The sequence below is a fragment of the Candidatus Binatia bacterium genome (assembly GCA_036563615.1).
In the GTDB taxonomy this organism is placed as follows: Bacteria; Desulfobacterota; Binatia; order UBA12015; family UBA12015; genus DATCMB01.
The window spans coordinates 114,917-132,244 of record DATCMB010000018.1 but is presented as its reverse complement, the minus strand read 5'-3'; the positions used below and the strand labels follow the sequence as shown (position 1 = coordinate 132,244).

The window sequence follows — 17,328 nt, the reverse complement described above, 5'->3', positions numbered from 1 at the left end:
GCGGGGCCTCGGTGCAGAGCCTGCCGCTGAACGAGCTCGCGCCCGGGCAGCCCGCGCGCCTCGTCGCGCCGCTTCCCGGCGACGAGATCCCGCAACGCCTGCAAGACCTCGGCTTCGTCCCCGGCACGCCGCTCGTCGTGCGGCGGCGCGCGCCGCTCGGCGATCCGGTCGAGATCGAGATCCGCGGCTACCGGCTGTGCCTGCGCACGCAGCAGCTCGCCGGGTTGCGCGTCGAGCCGACGACCAACGCGGCGGGCACGAGCGCGCCGTGAGCGTCGCGCCCGCGGTCGCGACCGCACCGGTCCGGATCGCGCTGGTCGGCTCGCCCAACACCGGCAAGACGACCCTGTTCAACGCGCTGACCGGCTCGAACGCCAAGGTCGGCAACTACCCCGGCGTCACCGTCGAGCGTCGGGTCGGGAAGCTCGTCGGCGCGCAGCGCGACGTCCACATCCTCGACCTGCCGGGCACCTACTCGCTCGACGGCGAGACGCCCGACGAGAAGATCGTCTCCGAAGTCCTCGCCGGACGCCTCGAAGGCGAGCCGATGCCCGATGCGCTGCTGGTCGTCGCGGACGCGACCACGCTGCAGCGCGGCCTCGGGCTCGTGCGCGAGGTGCTGAAGCGCGGCCTGCCCACGCTGCTCGTCGTCACCATGATCGACGAGGCCAAGGCGCGCGGCGGCAAGCTCGACCTGATGCGGCTGTCGCGCATCCTCGGCATCCACGTCGTCGGCGTCGTCGGCCATCGCGGCGTCGGCCTCGAGCAGCTGAAGAAGTTTCTCGAGTCGCCCGAGACCTGGCCGCGTCGCGCGACGCTGCCGCCGGCAGACGACGCCGGGCAGCGCTTCGCCTGGGTCGATCAGGTCTGTCGCGAGATCGGCGCTGGCGCGCTCGCTCCCGACTCGCGCACCGATCGCATCGACCGCGTGCTGCTGCACCCGATCGCCGGCATCGCCGTGTTCGCGATCGTCACGCTGCTGCTCTTCCAGAGCATCTTCTCGTGGGCCGTGCCGGCGATGGACGCGATCGACGCCGCGTTCGGGACGCTCGGCGAGCTGTCGCACGAGTACCTGCCGGAGAGCTGGCTCACCGACCTCTGGGCGGACGGCATCGTCGCCGGCGTCGGCTCGGTGCTGATCTTCCTGCCGCAGATCGTGATCCTGTTCACGTTCCTGCACTTCCTGAACGACGTCGGCTACATGGCGCGCGCCGCCTTCGTCGTCGATCGCGTCATGGGCTGGGTCGGCTTGCAGGGACGGAGCTTCGTGCCGCTCTTGTCGTGCTACGCCTGCGCGGTGCCCGGCATCATGGCGGCGCGCACGATCGCCTCGCCGCGCGAGCGTCTCGCGACGATCCTGGTCGCGCCGTTCATGACCTGCTCGGCGCGCCTTCCGGTGTACACGCTGCTGATCGCGGCGTTCGTGCCGGCGAAGTCGGTGCTCGGTCCGATCGGCGCGCAGGGTCTGACGATGTTCGGGCTCTACCTGCTCGGCGCGGTGACCGCGCTCGCCTCGGCGGCGCTGCTGAACAAGACGCTGCTGCGCGGCACGATCTCCGTCTTCTACATGGAGCTGCCGCCGTACCGCCTACCGACGCTGCGTCTGCTTGCGACCCAGGTATGGGGCAGCGCGAGCGCGTTCCTCAAGCGCGCGGGCACGATCATCTTGACGGCGTCGATCGTGCTGTGGGTGCTGCTCAACTTCCCGACGGCGCCCGCGGATCCGGCACTCTCCCCCGAAGCGCAGGCGCAGGCCAACCTGCAGGCGAGCATCGCGGCGCGCGTCGGGCACGCGATCGAGCCCGCGATCGCGCCGCTCGGCTTCGACTGGAAGATCGGCGTCGGACTGGTCGCGAGCCTCGCCGCGCGCGAGGTGATCGTCGCGACGCTCGCGCAGATCTACGCGGTCAGCGACGAGGACTTCACCGGGCTGCGCGACGCGATCGTCTCCGACGTCGACCCGCGCACGGGCGAGCCGCTGTTCACGCTGCCGACCGCGCTCTCGCTGCTCGTGTTCTTCGTCTTCGCGCTGCAGTGCACGTCGACGATCGTCGTCATGGCGCGCGAGACGGGAAGCTGGAAGTGGCCGGCGCTCGCGTTCTCCTACATGCTGACGCTCGCCTGGATCGGAAGCTTCGTCACCTACCACGCGAGCCGCGCGCTGCTCGGCTGACGCGGCAAGTTCTACAAACGTCGGCGCCGGAGCGCTCTCGAGCGCCGACGACGTGCGCGCGTCGGCGCTCGAGCAGCGCGGCCGCGCACGACGTCAATCACGCGGCAGGACGCTCGCCGCGAGGATCATCCCCGTCGACTCGTAGTACCTGCCCTGCACCGTGACGTCGCGTCCGAGGTTGTCGCGCAGCTGACGCTCGACCTGCTCCGAGCCCGCGAGCAGCGGCTGCGTCAGATCGACGTCCTCGAGGTCGAGCGCGTAGATCCGGTTCTTGTCGCCACACTCCTCGCTCGGTGCGGTCGCGAACTTCCGATCCGAGCGCAGGCAGACGATCTTGCCGTCGAACGAGCCCGTGTCGCCCGGCGTGTTGCCGCTGTAGAACTGGTACATCTGGTGGTTCTCGCCGCCGGGTGGGGGCGTGGTGACGTCGGTCGGCGGGGACGCCGCGGTCGGATCGTCATCGGCCCACGCGAGGCCGCCGACGGCGATGGTCGCGGCGAGCGCGACCGGCAGGATCGCCTTGCTTGCAAAGCTTCTCATCTGACTCTCCTCGTTGCGGGGCCCTTGCCGTGGATCGAGCTGCTCGGCGCAAGTTCCATTCCACGGCTCGTCGCGTGGCATGCGTCTTGGACCGCGAGGACGCATGGAACGCGTCGAGCCTCTTCCGGGCGCGGCGCGCGAGCCGCAGGTCGAGTCGGCCTCCGGCGCGCGCGGACGCAGCCGCTCGTTTCTCCGCCGCCGTCCGTGGACCAGCCTCGGGCTCGGTCTCGCGCTGCTGCTCGTGGTCGCGGCGCTGGTCGTCGCGTTCGTGATCGAGGAGCCGCTGCGGCGCAGCATGGAGCGTCGCGTGAACGCGGCGCTCGACGGCTACGAGGTGAAGATCGGCGCGCTCGACCTGCACCCGATCGGCCTCTCGCTCGACCTCGAGGACGTCGTGCTGATCCAGGACGCGCACCCCGATCCACCGATGGTGCGGCTGCCCGCGCTCACCGCGAGCGTGCAGTGGAGCGCGCTGCTCTCGGGTGATCTCGTCGCGGACTTCGAGTTCGACTCGCCCGAGCTGCACATCAATCTGTCGCAGGCGCGCAGCGAGGTGCGCGACGAGCGCGACCTCGAGGAGCGCGGCTGGCAGCAGGCGGCGCGCGAGATCTATCCGCTCGAGGTCAACCTGCTGCGCATCCGCGACGGCAAGATCACGTACGACGACGGCAGCGACCTCGGGCCGATCCAGATCGAGCGGCTCGACTTCGTCGCGCGCAACATCCGCAACGTCGACGAGCAGGAGTCCTACCCGTCGTCGCTCGAGCTCGACGCGGTCGTGTTCGGCGACGGGGCGGTCGACTTCTCCGGCGACGCCGACTTCCTCGCCGAGCCGTTCGCGGCGGTGCGCGGCGAGGTGTCGATCGACGACCTGCCGCTCGCGAAGCTCACGCCGCTCGCCAAGCTCTACGCGCTGCAGCTCGAAGCAGGAACGCTCTCGGCCGCTGGACGCATCGAGTACGGACCCGAGAAACGCGTCGTCGAGCTCGACGACGTGCGCCTCGACGGGTTGCGCGCGGACTACGTGCGCGAGGGCGCGGCCGCCGAGCGCGGCGACCGCGTCGCGGCCAAGGTCGCGCGCGGCACGACCGATCCGAAGAAGGCGCCCGAGACCGTCGTGCGCGTGGACGAATTGCGCGTCGCCGACGCCGAGGTCGGCTACGTCGATCGCGAGGCGGATCCCAACTACCGGATCTTCGTCACCGACCTCGACGTCACCGTGCGCGACTTCAGCAACCAGAAGCGCGAGCGCACGGGACGCGCCGAGCTGCAGGGCGCGCTCATGGGCACCGGCAGCGCGCGCATCGACGCGACCTTCCAGCCGACCGCCGAGCGCACGGAGTTCGAGAGCCTGATCGAGATCCGCGACGTCGAGCTCGCGACGATGAACGATCTCTTGCGCTCGACCGGCGGCTTCGACGTCAAGGCGGGACGCCTGTCGTTCTACGGCGAAATCAAGGTGCAGGAGGGTCGCGTCGAGGGCTACGCCAAGCCGCTGTTCGCCGACCTCGACGTGTATGCGCGCGAGCAGGACGCCGACGACAACGTCTTCCAGCAAGCGTACGAGGGCATCGTCGGCGGCATCGGCGAGCTGCTCGAGAACACGCCGCGCGACGAGGTCGCGACGCGCACGGATCTCTCGGGTCCGATCGAGAACCCCGAGACCAGCACTTGGGAGATCGTCATCAACCTCATCCAGAACGCCTTCTTCCAGGCGATCCTGCCGGGTCTCGAGCAACGAGGCCGCGGCTGACGCGCGAGCAGCTTGAGTTCACCGTCCGCGCGTGACAGCCCTTGGCGGATGGAGATCGAGCCCTATCGCATCGCGGTTGCGGATTCCGTCTTGACGGACCTGCGCGAGCGCCTCGCGCGCACGCGCTTTCCCGACGAGATCCCCGGCTCGGGCTGGGGCTACGGCACGAACCTCGACGCCGTGCGCGAGCTGGTCGCGTACTGGCGCGACCAGTTCGACTGGCGTGCGGCCGAGGCGCGGCTCAACCAGTTCCAGCAGTTCCGCGCCAAGGTCGGCGGGCTCAAGATCCACTTCATCCACGAGCGCGGCGTCGGACCGAAGCCGCTGCCGCTCGTCATCACGCACGGCTGGCCGGGCTCGATCAGCGAGTTCCAGAAGATCATCGGTCCGCTCAGCGATCCGGCGAAGTACGGTGGTGACCCCGCAGACGCCTTCCACGTCGTCTGCCCGTCGATGCCCGGCTACGGCTTCTCCGACCGTCCGACGGAGCCCGGCATGGATCCCGAGCGCATCGCCGCGCTGTGGGCGGAGCTGATGCGCGGCCTCGGCTACGAGCGCTTCGGCGCGCAGGGCGGCGACTGGGGCGCGATGGTGACGACCTACCTCGGCTTGCGTCACGCGCCGCAGGTGATCGGCATCCACCTCAACATGGTGATCGCGTTCCCGCCGAACCCGGACAATCCGCTCGAGGGCGCGACCGAGGACGAGCTGCCCGCGCTGATGGAGATGGGGCAGTTCCTGCAGAACGAGACCGCCTACCAGCAGATCCAGGGCACGAAGCCGCAGACGCTGTCCTACGCGCTCAACGACTCGCCCGCAGGCCTCGCGGCGTGGATCCTCGAGAAGTTCCACTCCTGGAGCGACTGCGGCGGCGATCCGTTCAAGCGCTTCAGCAAGGACGAGCTGCTGACGAACATCATGTTCTACTGGGCGACCGAGACCGCGAACTCCTCGATCCGCCTGTACTGCGAGACCATGCGCGCCGGGAAGTTCCCGCCGCGCGACTTCCGCGTCGAGGTGCCGACCGGCTGCGCGATCTTCCCGAAGGAGATCGTCCGTCCGCCGCGCGCCTGGGCGGAGAAGATGTACAACGTGCAGCGCTGGACGCGCTTCCCGTCGGGCGGCCACTTCGCGGCGATGGAGGAGCCGGAGGCGCTGGTCGAGGACATCCGCGCCTTCTTCCGTCCGCTGCGCTGATCCGTCCGCAGCCCGCCGCGCGCGCCGAAGAGAACGCCCGAAGCAGCGACGTGAGCGAGACCGCGTCGAAGAGCGACAGCCGCGTGGCGCGCGCGCGGCTCAAGACCTTGCTGCGCGTCGCGGTGAGCGCGGGGCTCCTCGCGCTCCTGTTCACGCGCTTCGACTTCCGCGAGATCCTGCGCGTCTGTCTGCGCGCGACGCCGGGCTTCTTTCTCGCCGCCTTCGCGGTCTACCTGGTGAGCCAGGCGGTGAGCGCGCTGCGCTGGCGCAACCTCGCGCGCGGCGTCGGCTTCGCCTTCGATCTCGGCGAGAGCCTGCGCTTCTACGCGATCGGCATGTTCTTCGGGCTCGTCGTGCCGAGCACGCTCGGCTCGGACGCGTCGCGCGCGCTCTACCTCGGGAACCGCCCGCCGGGACGCGCGGCCGCGTTCTCGACCGTGCTCTTCGACCGCCTGATCGGCGTCGTCATGCTGGCCGCGGTCGCGGCGGTCGCGCTCGTCGGACCGAACGCGGACCTGCCGATCGTCCTCGAGCTCTTCGTGCTGGTCGTGTGTTTGGGATTGACGGCAGGCTGGTTCTCGATCCCGCTCGTCGTTCGACTGCTGCCGCCGGGGCAGCGCTGGCGTCGGCTCGTCGAGGAAGATCTGCTGCCGTACTTCCGCGACCCGCGGCTGCTGCTCAACGCCGCCGTGCTGTCGATCGTCGTGCACGTCGTGCAGATCGTGAGCCAGAAGCTGCTCACCGACGCGCTCGGCCTCGACGTGCCGTTCGGCTTCGTCGCGATGTACCACCCGCTGGTCGCGCTCGCGGCGGCGATGCCGTTCACGATCGGCGGCTTCGGTCTGCGCGAGGCGGCGTACGCCGCGCTGCTGCCGTACGGCGGCATCAGCGCGGACGACGCGATCGCGCTCGGGCTCCTGTGGTGGGCGGTGGCGGCGCTGGGCGGGCTCGCCGGCGGCGTGGTCTACGCGCTGAGCGACACGATGCCGCCGCTGCGGCGTCCCGCGTCCTAGCGGTCGCGTTGCGGACGCGCGCGTCGCGGAGCAACATCCCGAACGAATGCCCGCGACGCACACCGCCGAGGTGCCCCGCGACCTGCACGCGCGGCTCGTGCGCGCCCTCGGCGAGCACGACGTCCTCACCGACCCCGAGCTGACGGCGTCGTACGAGACCGACTGGACGCGCCGCTTCCGCGGCCGCGCCTGCGCGGTGGTCCGGCCGCGCAGCACGGAGCAGGTCGCAGAGGTGCTGCGCGCTTGCGCCGCGTCCCGCGTGCCGGTCGTTCCGCAGGGCGGCAACACCGGGCTCGTCGGCGGCAGCGTGCCGCGCGACGGCGAGCTCGTGCTGAGCACGACGGGGCTCGCCGCGGAGTGCGTCGTCGACCCGGCCACCGGCGAGGCGATCGTCGGCGCCGGCGTGACGCTCGCGCGCCTGCAGCAGGCGGCGCGCGCGGCCGGCTTCGACTTCGGCGTCGACATCGCGCCACGCGAGAGCTGCACGATCGGCGGCATGGTCGCAACCAACGCCGGCGGCGTCCACGTGCTGCGCCACGGCATGATGGCCGAGCAGGTGATCGGCCTCGAAGCGGTGCTCGCCGACGGCACGACCGTCGGTCGCCTGCCCGCGCTGCGCAAGGACAACGCGGGCTACCACCTCGCCGCGCTGCTCGCCGGCAGCGAAGGGACGCTCGGCGTGATCACGCGCGCGCACTTGCGCTTGACGCCGGCCTTGCCGGCGCGCGCGGTGGCGCTGCTCGCGGTCGACGGCGCGGAAGCCGCGGTCGAGCTCGTGCGCCGCACGCGCGGCACGCTCGCCTCGCTGAGCGCGCTCGAGATCGCGTTCGGCGAGTGCGTCGAGCTGGTCGTCGAGCGGCTCGGCCTGCCCGCGCCGTTCGCGTCGACGCCGCCCGCCGCGGTGCTGATCGAATGCGCCGGACGCACGAGCCCGCTCGACGAGCTGGTCGCCGCCGTGACCGCGTGCGACGACCTGCTGCGAGGCAGCGCCGTCGCCGACGACGAGGCCGGCGTGCGCCGCCTGTGGCGCTACCGCGAAGCGATCAGCGAGGCGATCAACGCGGCGGGCGTACCGCACAAGCTCGACGTCGCCGTGCCGCTCGCCGCCGTGCCGCGCTTCGTGGCCGACGTCCGCGCTCAGGTCGCGGCGCTCGCGCCGCACGCGCAGGCGCTGATCTTCGGCCACCTCGGCGACGGCAACCTGCACGTCAACGTGCTCGGCCTCGGACCGGAGGACGACGCCGTCGACCGCGCGGTCCTGCGCCTCGCCGCCGACGCGGGCGGCACGATCGCGGCCGAGCACGGCATCGGCGTCGCGAAGGTCGGCGAGCTCGAGCTGGTGCGCAGCGCCGGCGAGCTCGCGGCCATGCGCGCGGCGAAGCGCGCGCTCGATCCGCACGGCATCCTGAACCCGGGCGTGCTGTTCGCGAGCTGAGCGTCGGCCCGCTTCAGCGGCGAGGATCGTTCAGCGGCGACGGTCGTAGCGTCGGCCGCGTCGCAGGATCTCGACGCCCGCCGAGACGTCGCGCTGGTCCGCCCAGCGCTCGTGCGCGGGCTTGTCGGCGACGCTGGCGCTGCTCTGCGACGGCTGTCGTCCCGCCGACGAAACGACGCGCATGCGCGTCGCGCTTCCGACCGTCGGAGCGCGCTTGCCGCCGAGCAGGACGAGCTGCACGACGAAGTAGCTCACGGGTGCGAGCAGCACCCAGACCACGACGCCCCACCACGCGCCGTCCGTCGCCCGCAGGATCACGTAGCCGAGCACCACCAGCGCTGCGGGGAGCAGCACGGTCTCGACCAGCGTCCGGTTGGCGATCTTCTTCGAGGACGGCACGGGCCCCCCCCTGTCGCCCGTCCGGCGACGGGCGAGCTTAGGCCGGGTCGCCGCCGGCGCTCAAGAGAAGATTCGCGGCGCCGTCGCCGTGGCGGCAACTCCTGACGACGGCAGCAGCTCCGTCGTCGCCGCTGCCGCGGCGCTCGGCGCGGGCGGCGGCGCGGCCGCCGGGATCGCCTTCAGGGCGCGCGCGAGGCGGCGCGCCTCCTCGTCGCCGAAGCCCGGAACGGGCGCGTCGGCGCGCAGCGCCGCGACCAGCGCTGCCTCGTCCGCACGGATCGGCGCCGCCGCGAGGAGCGCCGCACGCAGCGCGCGGTCGAGGCGATCGATCGCCGGGCGGAGCTCCTGCTCGAGGCGCCGCTTCGCGCGCGCCACGGCGTCGTCGGCGCCGGCGTCCCCGGCCGCGGCGGCGGGCGTCGCGTCGCCGGCCACCGTGCCGCTGGACGTTGCCGCAGACGCGGGCGCGGCGGTCGCGAGCGTCGCGCGCTGCACGACCTTCGCGACCTCGACCTCCTCGCGCACCAGCGCCACGTACGGCTCCGCCGCGAGCCCGACGCGCGCGGCCTCGTCGCGGGCGCGCGCATAGACCTGCTGCTCGCGCGACGGCACGTCGATCGGCAGCGACGCGACGCGCTTCGCCGCCGCGACCTCCGGCATCAGCAGCAGCCGACGCGCGACCAGGTCGACGACCCGCGCCGTCGCCGGATCGAGCGCGGAGGCCGGCGCGTCCGCGCTCTCGACGCCGTACCTCGCGCGCAGCGACGCGAGCGTGCCGTCCGCCTCGCGCGCGGCCAGCCACTGATCGAGGTCGTCGGCCAGCTCTGTGGCGTGCGGCGCAACCCAGTACGCCTTGCGGTCGTAGGTCAGGACGCGCGCCACGCGCGGCTGCGGCGCGCCGGGCGCCGCGAAGCTCTGCAGCTCGAGCGTGTCCGTGACGACCGCGTCGACCTCGCCGGAGGCCAGCACGGGCGCGAGGCTGCGGTTGTCGTCGAGCAGGACGAGCGTCGCCCCGGGCAGCGTCGCACGCGCGACCCGCTCGAGGTGCGCGCCGCGGTTCACCGCGACCCTGAGCCCGGCGCCGTCGCCGCGCGCGACGCGTGCATCGGCCTCAGGTGCGTCGGCCGGGACGACCAGGACGGCGGACGCCCGCGCGACCGCGGCCGTCATCGGCGCGCGCGCCAGACGGTCGCCCCGCACGGTGATGCCGCCCATCGCGACGTCGAAGTCGCCGGCGAGGAGGCGCCGCTCGAGCTCCGGCCAGGCGAACGGCACGAGCTCGAGCGGTCGGCCGCGATCGGCGGCGTAGGCGCGCGCGACCGCGACGTCGAAGCCGTCGAGCGAGCCGTCGCTCGCGCGCACCGAGAAGGGCGGATAGTCGCCGCTGGTCCCGACCCGCAGCGGCGAAGCGACGGCGCTCTGCGTCGGCCGTGGAGCGTGCTCGGCCGTCGTCCGCGCGCACGCCGCCAGCGCGAGCACGCCGAGCAGGGCGCAGAGCGCATACGCGCGACGCCCCGTGGCGCGCGCTGGAAGCATCGCCTCCGGTCTCACCTTGTCGGGACGATGGGCCTCCGCTAGCGTCGCCGGATGATCGCCTGCCTCGACCTCGAAGGAGTTCTCGTCCCGGAGATCTGGATCAACGTCGCCGACCAGACCGGGATTGCAGCGCTCCGGCGCACGACGCGCGACGAGCCCGACTACGACAAGCTCATGCGAGCGCGGCTCGAGATCCTCGCGCAGCACAAGCTCACGTTGCGCGACATCCAAGCGGTGATCGCGGCGATGGGACCGCTGCCCGGCGCGCGCGAGTTCCTCGCGTGGCTCAAGAGCCGCGCGCAGGTCATCATCCTGTCGGACACGTTCTACCAGTTTGCCTCTCCCCTCATGCGCCAGCTCGACTGGCCGTGCCTGTTCTGCAACTCGCTCGAGGTCGACTCGGAAAGCCGCATCACCGGCTACCGTCTGCGGATCGAGGATGGCAAACGACGCGCGGTGCTCGCGCTGCGCGACCTGAACTTCCGCGTCGTCGCCGCCGGCGACTCGTACAACGACACCTCGATGCTCGCGGCGGCGCACGGCGGCATCCTGTTCCGTCCGCCGCAGAACGTGATCGACGAGTTCCCGCAGTTTCCGGTCACGACGACCTACGACGAGCTCAAGGCCGCGTTCGTCGCGCTGAGCGACGGCGAGATCGAGGCCTGAGCCGCCGACCGAGCGCGATGCCCGAACGAGCGCGCGTCGTCGTCGCGGGCGCCGGCGCCGTCGGCTCGGTGGTGGGAGGCATGCTCGCGGCGCGCGGCCACGACGTGCTGCTGATCGGCCGCGCGCCGCACATGACGGAGATCGAGCGCTCGGGTCTCGCCGTGACGGGCATCTTCGGCGAGCACGCGAGCCGTCCCCGCACCGCGACCGATCTCGCGCGCGCCGACGAGCCCGCGGACGTGGTCTTCGTCGCCGTCAAGTCGCACGCGACGCGCGAGGTCGCAGACGTCCTCGCGCGCTGGCGACACGCGCCCGCGCTCGTCGTCGCGCTGCAGAACGGGCTCGGCAACGTCGAGACGCTCGCCGACGCGCTCGGTCGCGAGAAGGTGCTCGGCGGGCGCGTGATCTTCGGCGCGGTGGTGACGCGACCGGGCGCCGCGCACGTCACCGTCAACGCGCAGCCGGTCGCGATCGGTCCGCTGCGCGAGGACGCGGCGCTGCGCGAGCGCGCCGGATGGATCGCGGCGCTGTTCGAGGACGCCGGCATCCCCGCGACCGCGGTCGACGCCGTCGAGCCGCTGCTCTGGGAGAAGGCGCTCTACAACTGCGGCCTCAACCCGCTCGGCGCGCTGCACGGCCTGACCTACGGCGAGGTCGTCGCGTCGCCCGAGCTGCGGCCGCTGCTCGACGCCGCGATCGACGAGGGGTTCGCGGTCGCGAAAGCCGCCGGCATCGCGCTCCCGTGGCGCGACGCGAGCGGCTTCCGGGAATATTTCTATTCGACGCTCGTGCCGCCGACGGCGGCGCACCGCTCCTCGATGCGACAGGACCTCGAGGCAGGTCGACGCACCGAGGTCGACGCGATCGGCGGCGCGATCGTGCGCATCGGCGCGCAGCTCGGGGTGCCGACGCCGGTCAACGCAAGGCTCGTCGACGCCATCCACGAGGCGGAGCGAGCGGCGTCGCGCTGAGCGCTGCGGAGCGCGTCGGCGGACGTCCTGCGACGCCACGCGTCGCTTCCGCTTTTACGCTGGTTTGTTGTAGACTTCCCGCGCCATGCATCGTCTCGCGAAGAGCTTGTTTGACGAGATCAAGCGCCACGCCCTCGAAACCTACCCGGAGGAATGCTGCGGCTTCATCCTGTACGACACGGAGAACGAGGTGGAGGTCGTCCGGCGGATCCGGAACGTCGCCACCGAGCGTCACAAGGCGGATCCGAAGACCTTCCCGCGTGACGGCCGCGACGGCTACGTGATGGACGAGAAGGAGCTGCTGCAGGTCCATCGCGACATCGACGAGCAGCGCTACGAGCTGCGCTGCATCTACCACTCCCACCCGAACGGCAAGGCGTACTTCTCGAAGGAGGACGAGGCGCGGGCCAAGTTCGATGGCGAGCCGATCTACCCGGAGGCGATCTACATCGTGGTCGGCGTCGACGAGACCGGTGTCACCGGCATCTCCGGGCACCAGTGGAACGAGGAGCGCTTGGAGTACGAGGACGTCAAGATCGTCCGCGTCTGAACGTCCGGGCGCGTAGCGCCAGGTAGAGCGCCCCGGGCACCGTCCACACCAGGTCACGGAGCCTCGCGACCGTCGCCGCGACGATCGCGAGGCTCGTGCCACCTCCGGTCACGTCGAAGACCAGCGCCTGCGCGCCCTCGAGCGTCCCGAGCGCGGCCGGCACCGGCAGCGCGTGGGCGAGCCCGACGCCGAGCATCGCGCCGGCGAGCTCGGGCAGCGTCGGCCGCGCGCCGAACGCCGCGAACAGCGTCGCGTACTCGGCGAGGATCACCGCGTTCAGCACGAGCGCGACCCCGAGACAGCCGAGCACCAGGCGTCCGCGCGCGAACAGCAGGTGGCGCAGCGCCTCGTCCGTCGCGCGCACCGTCTCGGGCCCGGCGCCGAGGCGTGCGAACACCGCGTGGAAGCGCTCGGGCACCATCGAGTCGCCGCGCCGCAGCCGCCGCCGGATGGTCGTCACGCCGAACGCGAGCGCGACGACGCTCGCCGCAACCGGCACGAGGATGCGCGACGCGGTCGTCACGTCGCGCAGCGCGAACAGCGCGCAGTACGCGACTCCGAACACGGCGTTGGCGATCAGCTCGACGCCGCGGTCGACGATGACGCTCGCCATCGCGACGCCCGGCGCGACGCCGTCGCGCGCGAGCATGTACGCGCGCAGCGGCTCGCCGCCGAGCTTCGCGGCCGGCGTCAAGGAGCCGACCGACAGCCCGGCGAGACGGATTCCGTAGAGCCGCGCGAGCGGCAGGTCGCTGCCGAAGGCGCGCAGCAGCGCGCGCCAGCGCAGCGCGAAGCCGAGGTAGAGCGTCGTGACGAGCAGCGCGTAGAACGCGAGCCACCGCGGCTCGACGCTCGCGAGCGTGTCGAGCACCGCGACGACGCCGACGCGGTGCACGAGCATCGCCAGCACCGCGAGCCCGAGCGCCGCGAGCAACCACTGCACGTAGCCGCGACGCTCGACGGGCGGCGCCGGCACCGAGGTCGCGCTCACGCGTTGGCCTCCGCGATCCCGTCGTCACGCGCGGCGTCGGGAACGGCGCCGAGCCGACGCAGCGGCAGGACGACGGGCAGCAGCAGCATGGTCGCGACGTAGCAGGTCAGCATGCTCGCGGCGGCGACCCAGCCGAGGTTCGCGAGCGCCGGGTAGCGCGACAGCGCGAGCACGCCGAAGCCGACCGCGGTGGTCGCGGCGGTGATCGCGAACGGACGTCCGGTGCTGGCGACGGCCTCGCGCAGCGAGCGCGTCTCGCGGCAGCGCTCGGCGAGGTAGACGCAGTTGTCGACCCCGAGCCCGACGGTGATCGGGAAGACGATCAGGCTCACGGCGTCGATCGCGACACCGGTTGCGCCGAGCAGCGCGAGCAGCAGCAGCACCACCACCGCGGGCACGACGAGCACGGCGAGCGTCACCGGCAGATCGCGGAAGCGGAGCCAGATCACCACCAGGCTGCCGAACGAGACCGCGGCGATGAACCAGACGATCTCGCTGCGCATCGCGGCGTGCAGCTCGCGCTCCATGAGCGGCCGCCCGGTCACGGTGACGCTCGCGCCGTCGACGTCGATCTCGCGCGGCAAGCCCTCGGCGACGATCTCCAGCGCGTCCACGTCGCGCGGGCGGAACGGCAGCAGGATCGCCGTACCGTGCTCGTCGCGACGCACGTGACGCTCGAAGAGCAGCTCGAGGCCGGGGAGCGGAGCCGTGGTCGGATCGATCGCGGCCGGCACCTCGCGCAGCGCGCGCAGCGCGTCCGAAAACCGCGTGACGTCGAAGCCCGCTGCGGCAAGCCGCGTCGCGAGCTCGTCGGCCGCGCGCTCGCGCGGCAGCGCCGCCCACGCGCGCAGCCGCTCGTCCTGCGTCGCGCGCGACGGCAGCAGCGCCGCGGCGCTCAGCACCGTGTCGACGAGCCCTTCCTCGCGAAGACGCTCGAGCGCTTCGGTCGCACGCTCGTTCGCGCGCAGCACGGCCTCGACCGCCTGCGGATCGACTTCCGGCGACTCGATCAGCACCGCGCCGTCCGGATCGACGAGCCCGAACTCGCGCTCGATCTCCTGCTGCACCGCGGCCGCGCGCGACTCGCTCGGACGCAGGTGGAAGAGGTTCGTGTCGAGCCGCGCGTCGCGCGCCCGCACGAGCGCGGCGAGCAGCAGCACGACCGCGAGCGCGCCGAAGACGACCCGGTGGCGCGCGAGGAACGCGACCAGCGACGCGAGGCGCACGGTCGGCGCCGGCGGGCGCACGACGCCGCTCAGCAAGCCCCGCCGGTGCGCGACGACGATCTGCGCGGGCAGCAGCACGAAGCTCGCCGGAAGGTTGAGCAGCATGCCGAGCGCCGTGAGGAAGCCGAGCTGCGCGATCCCCGCGAAGCTCGAGAGCCCGATGACGACGAACGCGGCCGCGGTGGTCGTCGCCGCGACCGTGGTCGGCGCGAACAGCCCGCGGATCGTGCGCGCGAGCGGCGTCTCGACCGGTCCTGCTCCGCCCCACTCCTCGAGGAAGCGCGTGTAGAAGTGGATCGCGGCGTCGATGCCGAGGCCGTAGAAGATCACCGCGAAGGCGAGCGACACCGCGTTGAGCTTGCCCTCGACGATCAGGCCGATCGCGAAGGTCACCAGCGTGCCGAGCACGATCTGCCAGGTGACGAGCGGCAGGAACGCGAGGCTCCGGTAGCCCGCGTAGAACACCGCCAGCACGCCGAGGAGCGCGAGCGCCGAGTAGATCATCATGTCGGCGCGCAGCAGCGCCGAGTCCTCGAGCGCGAACGCGAACGCACCGGTGTATGCGACCGTCACCTGGTCGCCGACGCCGCTGCGCGCGCGCGCCCGCTGCTCTGCTGCGGAGAGCGCCGCCGCCAGGCGCTCGGCCGCTTCGAGATCGTAGGCGGGCGCGGCCGGTCGGATGAGCAGCAGCAGGCGACGTCCGTCCGGGGACAGCACGTACTCGCTGCTCGGGCTGAGCGCGCGATCGGGGCGCGCGCTCGCGAGCCGGTCGCCGAGCAGCGCACCGAGCCCGAGCGGGTCACCCGCCAGGTAGGCGCTCGTGCCGACGCTGCCCGGGGTCGCGAGGATGCGTTTTAGGTTCTTGACGGCGGCGTCGATGCCCTCCGGCATGAGCCGCTGCGCGACCTCGCCATGCGCGTCGACCGGCAGCAGCCGCGGCAGCGCGCCCGCGCGCAGCGCTGCGAAGAACGCTTCGAGGTCGACCCGGCTCCGCACGCCCTGCACCTCGGGCGCGCGCGAGAGCTCGTCCTCGAACGCCGCGGCGAAGCGGATCGCGACGGACGAGCTCGGCGCTCGCACCATGGCGACGGCGATGTCCGCGACGCCGAAGCGCGACACGTAGCGCTGGTAGTCCGCGAAGCGCTCGCGCCCTTGCGGGAGCATCGAGAGCAGATCGACGTCGAGGCGAAGCCGAAGCAGCGACAGGGCGGAGAGCAGCGCGAGCACGATCGACAGCAGCAGCACCGTTCCGCTGCGCCGCGAGAGGGCGCGCACGTAGCGCGTCGTGCGGTCGTCCGAAGGTGCCGCGCCGCCCGGCGCGGCGCGCTCAGCTTCCGCCATGCTCGGGAGCTCGCTCACCGACCTCGAACAGCGCGTCGTCGAGCGGGACGTCGCGCGCCTGCTCGAGGATCGTCACCTCGGCGCGCCAGCCGCGCGCCGGCGCCTCGAGCGAGATGCGCCGCGGCAGCGGCGGCTGGGCGCTGCAGTCGTAGTCCGCGTAGCGCGCGACGACGTGGTCGCCCGCCGGGTCCGCGCCCGCGCCGCTGCGCACGAGGATCTCCTCGCGCACCGCGCCGGAGACGACCACCACGCGACGGTCCTGCGCGCGCGCCGCAGCCGCGTCGACCCTCGCCTCGGTCCCGGAGGCGGCGGGCGGCGTCGGGCAGCGCGGCCGCCACAGCGCCCAGAGCACGAGCGCGAGGTCGCCCTCCGGCGAGTCCAGCACGTCGCCCGCCTTCAGGTCGAAGGTCCGGCTACCGCCGGACAGCGGCTGGTGCACCACACCGCGCACGCGCTGCTCGTCGCCGACCCAGGTCGCGTCGTACACCGTCAGCCCGGCCAGGGTGAACAGCTTGACGCGCAGCGATCCCGGCGCGCGGAACACGAGTACCCCTTCCGCGGTGCGGGTCGCGTCGGACGTCTGCACGTCGGCGCGGAAGCGCGCGCGCAGCGAGCGGACGCGGTCGCGCTCGCAGATCGCCTCCTCGACGCTGCGCGACGAGAGATCGGGGCACGCCGCGCCCTGCGTCGCGTCCCCCGCCGCTGCTCCATCGCCCGACGTCGCCGGACGCCGTGCCGCACAGCCGGCGAGCGCGGCGACCGCGAGCGCCGCCGCGAGCCACGCCAGCGCGCTGCGGCGCAGCCTCACGACGCCGGCCCGCCGCGCGCGCGCTCGACCTCGACGTCGGACAGCGTGATCTCGGTGCGATCCCCGTTCGCCTCGCGGATCACCACCTGGCGCGGGCCGCCGGTCTGCGGGTCGAGCGCGATCTCGATGGCGGCGATCACGCGGCCGATCGACGGATCGCGCGGCGTCAAGACGAAGGAATCCGCACCGAGCGTGCCGGGGCCGAGCGTGAAGCGGTCTCCCGTGTAGTCGCCCGCGCCGGTGAACAGCATCGCGAGGTCGCGGAACAGCGTCGTGGCCTGTCCGGCGTCGACGTTCGACACGCTGCCCGGGGCGCCGGCGCGCAGCTCGTCGCCCTCGATCTCGACCACCATCGCCTCGGGCGTCTCCATCTCCCAGCGCACGCTGGCGGGACGCCGGTAGACGAAGCGTCCCCCGGAGACCAGCGGCTCGGTCAGCATGGCGACGTGCTTGATCTGCTGGAAGCGGGCGCGGATCGAGGACACGTCCTTCTGCGCCTCGGTCATGCGCGCGAAGCAGCGCTCGGGGGTGCCGCAGCCGGGGCCGCTCGCGGTCGCGTGCGGCTCGGTCGGCGGCGACGGCGTCGAGGCCGAAACGGCGTCGGTCGGCGCCGTGGCCAGCGCCGCAGCGGATGCGAGCGCCAGCAGCACCGTCAAGCACATGGTGCGCGCCCGCGGCAGCCAGCTCATCCCGTCATCGTGCCGCACGCCGACCGCGCGCGCCACCCACCGC

Annotated in this window: 16 protein-coding genes; 9 read left to right on the top strand and 7 right to left on the bottom strand. The window is 72.7% G+C overall.

The window, feature by feature from the left end; translation table 11 throughout:
- The first annotated feature begins 11 nt into the window (after positions 1–11).
- Both VIS07_14690 and VIS07_14685 read left to right on the top strand, forming a co-directional pair.
- Positions 12–272, top strand: a complete 261-nt coding sequence (locus VIS07_14690) for a ferrous iron transport protein A (protein ID HEY8516753.1) — start codon at positions 12–14, stop codon at positions 270–272.
- Positions 269–2,173 carry a ferrous iron transporter B gene (locus tag VIS07_14685; GenBank protein ID HEY8516752.1) on the top strand — a complete coding sequence of 635 codons (1,905 nt, stop codon included), beginning with the start codon at positions 269–271 and terminating at the stop codon, positions 2,171–2,173. Before VIS07_14690 ends, VIS07_14685 begins: the two co-directional genes overlap by 4 nt.
- Positions 2,174–2,266: 93 nt before the next feature.
- Here the strand turns inward: VIS07_14685 and VIS07_14680 are convergent, their stop codons facing one another.
- On the bottom strand, positions 2,267–2,713 hold the full coding sequence (locus tag VIS07_14680; GenBank protein HEY8516751.1) for a hypothetical protein: 447 nt from the start codon (positions 2,711–2,713) through the stop codon (positions 2,267–2,269).
- Positions 2,714–2,816: 103 nt separating this feature from the next.
- Between VIS07_14680 and VIS07_14675 the strand changes: the two genes are divergently transcribed.
- From VIS07_14675 to VIS07_14660, 4 genes are read left to right on the top strand one after another with little or no spacing between them, the layout of a single operon-like run.
- A complete protein-coding gene (locus tag VIS07_14675) occupies positions 2,817–4,466 on the top strand; it encodes a DUF748 domain-containing protein (GenBank protein ID HEY8516750.1) in 1,650 nt (549 codons plus the stop codon).
- Positions 4,467–4,514: 48 nt separating this feature from the next.
- On the top strand, positions 4,515–5,663 hold the full coding sequence (locus VIS07_14670) for an epoxide hydrolase (GenBank protein ID HEY8516749.1): 1,149 nt from the start codon (positions 4,515–4,517) through the stop codon (positions 5,661–5,663).
- A gap of 50 nt (positions 5,664–5,713) precedes the next feature.
- Positions 5,714–6,676, top strand: a complete 963-nt coding sequence (locus tag VIS07_14665) for a lysylphosphatidylglycerol synthase transmembrane domain-containing protein (protein HEY8516748.1) — start codon at positions 5,714–5,716, stop codon at positions 6,674–6,676.
- 46 nt (positions 6,677–6,722) lie between these two features.
- Positions 6,723–8,111 carry an FAD-binding oxidoreductase gene (locus VIS07_14660; GenBank protein HEY8516747.1) on the top strand — a complete coding sequence of 463 codons (1,389 nt, stop codon included), beginning with the start codon at positions 6,723–6,725 and terminating at the stop codon, positions 8,109–8,111.
- A 30-nt stretch (positions 8,112–8,141) separates the two neighbouring features.
- Here the strand turns inward: VIS07_14660 and VIS07_14655 are convergent, their stop codons facing one another.
- Complete coding sequence (locus tag VIS07_14655) at positions 8,142–8,510, bottom strand: hypothetical protein (GenBank protein ID HEY8516746.1); 369 nt, start codon at positions 8,508–8,510, stop codon at positions 8,142–8,144.
- A gap of 60 nt (positions 8,511–8,570) precedes the next feature.
- Positions 8,571–10,043, bottom strand: a complete 1,473-nt coding sequence (locus VIS07_14650) for a transporter substrate-binding domain-containing protein (protein HEY8516745.1) — start codon at positions 10,041–10,043, stop codon at positions 8,571–8,573.
- A 51-nt stretch (positions 10,044–10,094) separates the two neighbouring features.
- Between VIS07_14650 and thrH the strand changes: the two genes are divergently transcribed.
- The 3 genes from thrH (at position 10,095) to VIS07_14635 (ending at position 12,230) form a co-directional block, all read left to right on the top strand.
- Entirely contained in the window at positions 10,095–10,709 is a 615-nt protein-coding gene (gene thrH, locus VIS07_14645; GenBank protein HEY8516744.1) for a bifunctional phosphoserine phosphatase/homoserine phosphotransferase ThrH, read from the top strand.
- A 17-nt stretch (positions 10,710–10,726) separates the two neighbouring features.
- Positions 10,727–11,680 (top strand): ketopantoate reductase family protein, encoded by a 954-nt coding sequence (locus VIS07_14640; GenBank protein ID HEY8516743.1) that lies wholly within the window; start codon positions 10,727–10,729, stop codon positions 11,678–11,680.
- Positions 11,681–11,765: 85 nt separating this feature from the next.
- Positions 11,766–12,230 carry a M67 family metallopeptidase gene (locus VIS07_14635; protein HEY8516742.1) on the top strand — a complete coding sequence of 155 codons (465 nt, stop codon included), beginning with the start codon at positions 11,766–11,768 and terminating at the stop codon, positions 12,228–12,230.
- Here VIS07_14635 and VIS07_14630 read toward each other — a convergent pair.
- Genes VIS07_14630 through VIS07_14615 form a run of 4 tightly spaced genes read right to left on the bottom strand, consistent with a single transcriptional unit; the run spans position 12,211 to position 17,285 of the window.
- Complete coding sequence (locus VIS07_14630) at positions 12,211–13,221, bottom strand: lysylphosphatidylglycerol synthase transmembrane domain-containing protein (protein HEY8516741.1); 1,011 nt, start codon at positions 13,219–13,221, stop codon at positions 12,211–12,213. The two genes, VIS07_14635 and VIS07_14630, sit on opposite strands and share 20 nt — an antisense overlap.
- Positions 13,218–15,788 carry an MMPL family transporter gene (locus VIS07_14625; GenBank protein ID HEY8516740.1) on the bottom strand — a complete coding sequence of 857 codons (2,571 nt, stop codon included), beginning with the start codon at positions 15,786–15,788 and terminating at the stop codon, positions 13,218–13,220. Before VIS07_14625 ends, VIS07_14630 begins: the two co-directional genes overlap by 4 nt.
- Complete coding sequence (locus VIS07_14620) at positions 15,775–16,596, bottom strand: hypothetical protein (GenBank protein ID HEY8516739.1); 822 nt, start codon at positions 16,594–16,596, stop codon at positions 15,775–15,777. The genes VIS07_14625 and VIS07_14620 overlap by 14 nt, the downstream gene beginning before the upstream one ends.
- Positions 16,593–17,285 carry an outer membrane lipoprotein carrier protein LolA gene (locus VIS07_14615; protein HEY8516738.1) on the bottom strand — a complete coding sequence of 231 codons (693 nt, stop codon included), beginning with the start codon at positions 17,283–17,285 and terminating at the stop codon, positions 16,593–16,595. Before VIS07_14615 ends, VIS07_14620 begins: the two co-directional genes overlap by 4 nt.
- Positions 17,286–17,328 lie beyond the last annotated feature (43 nt).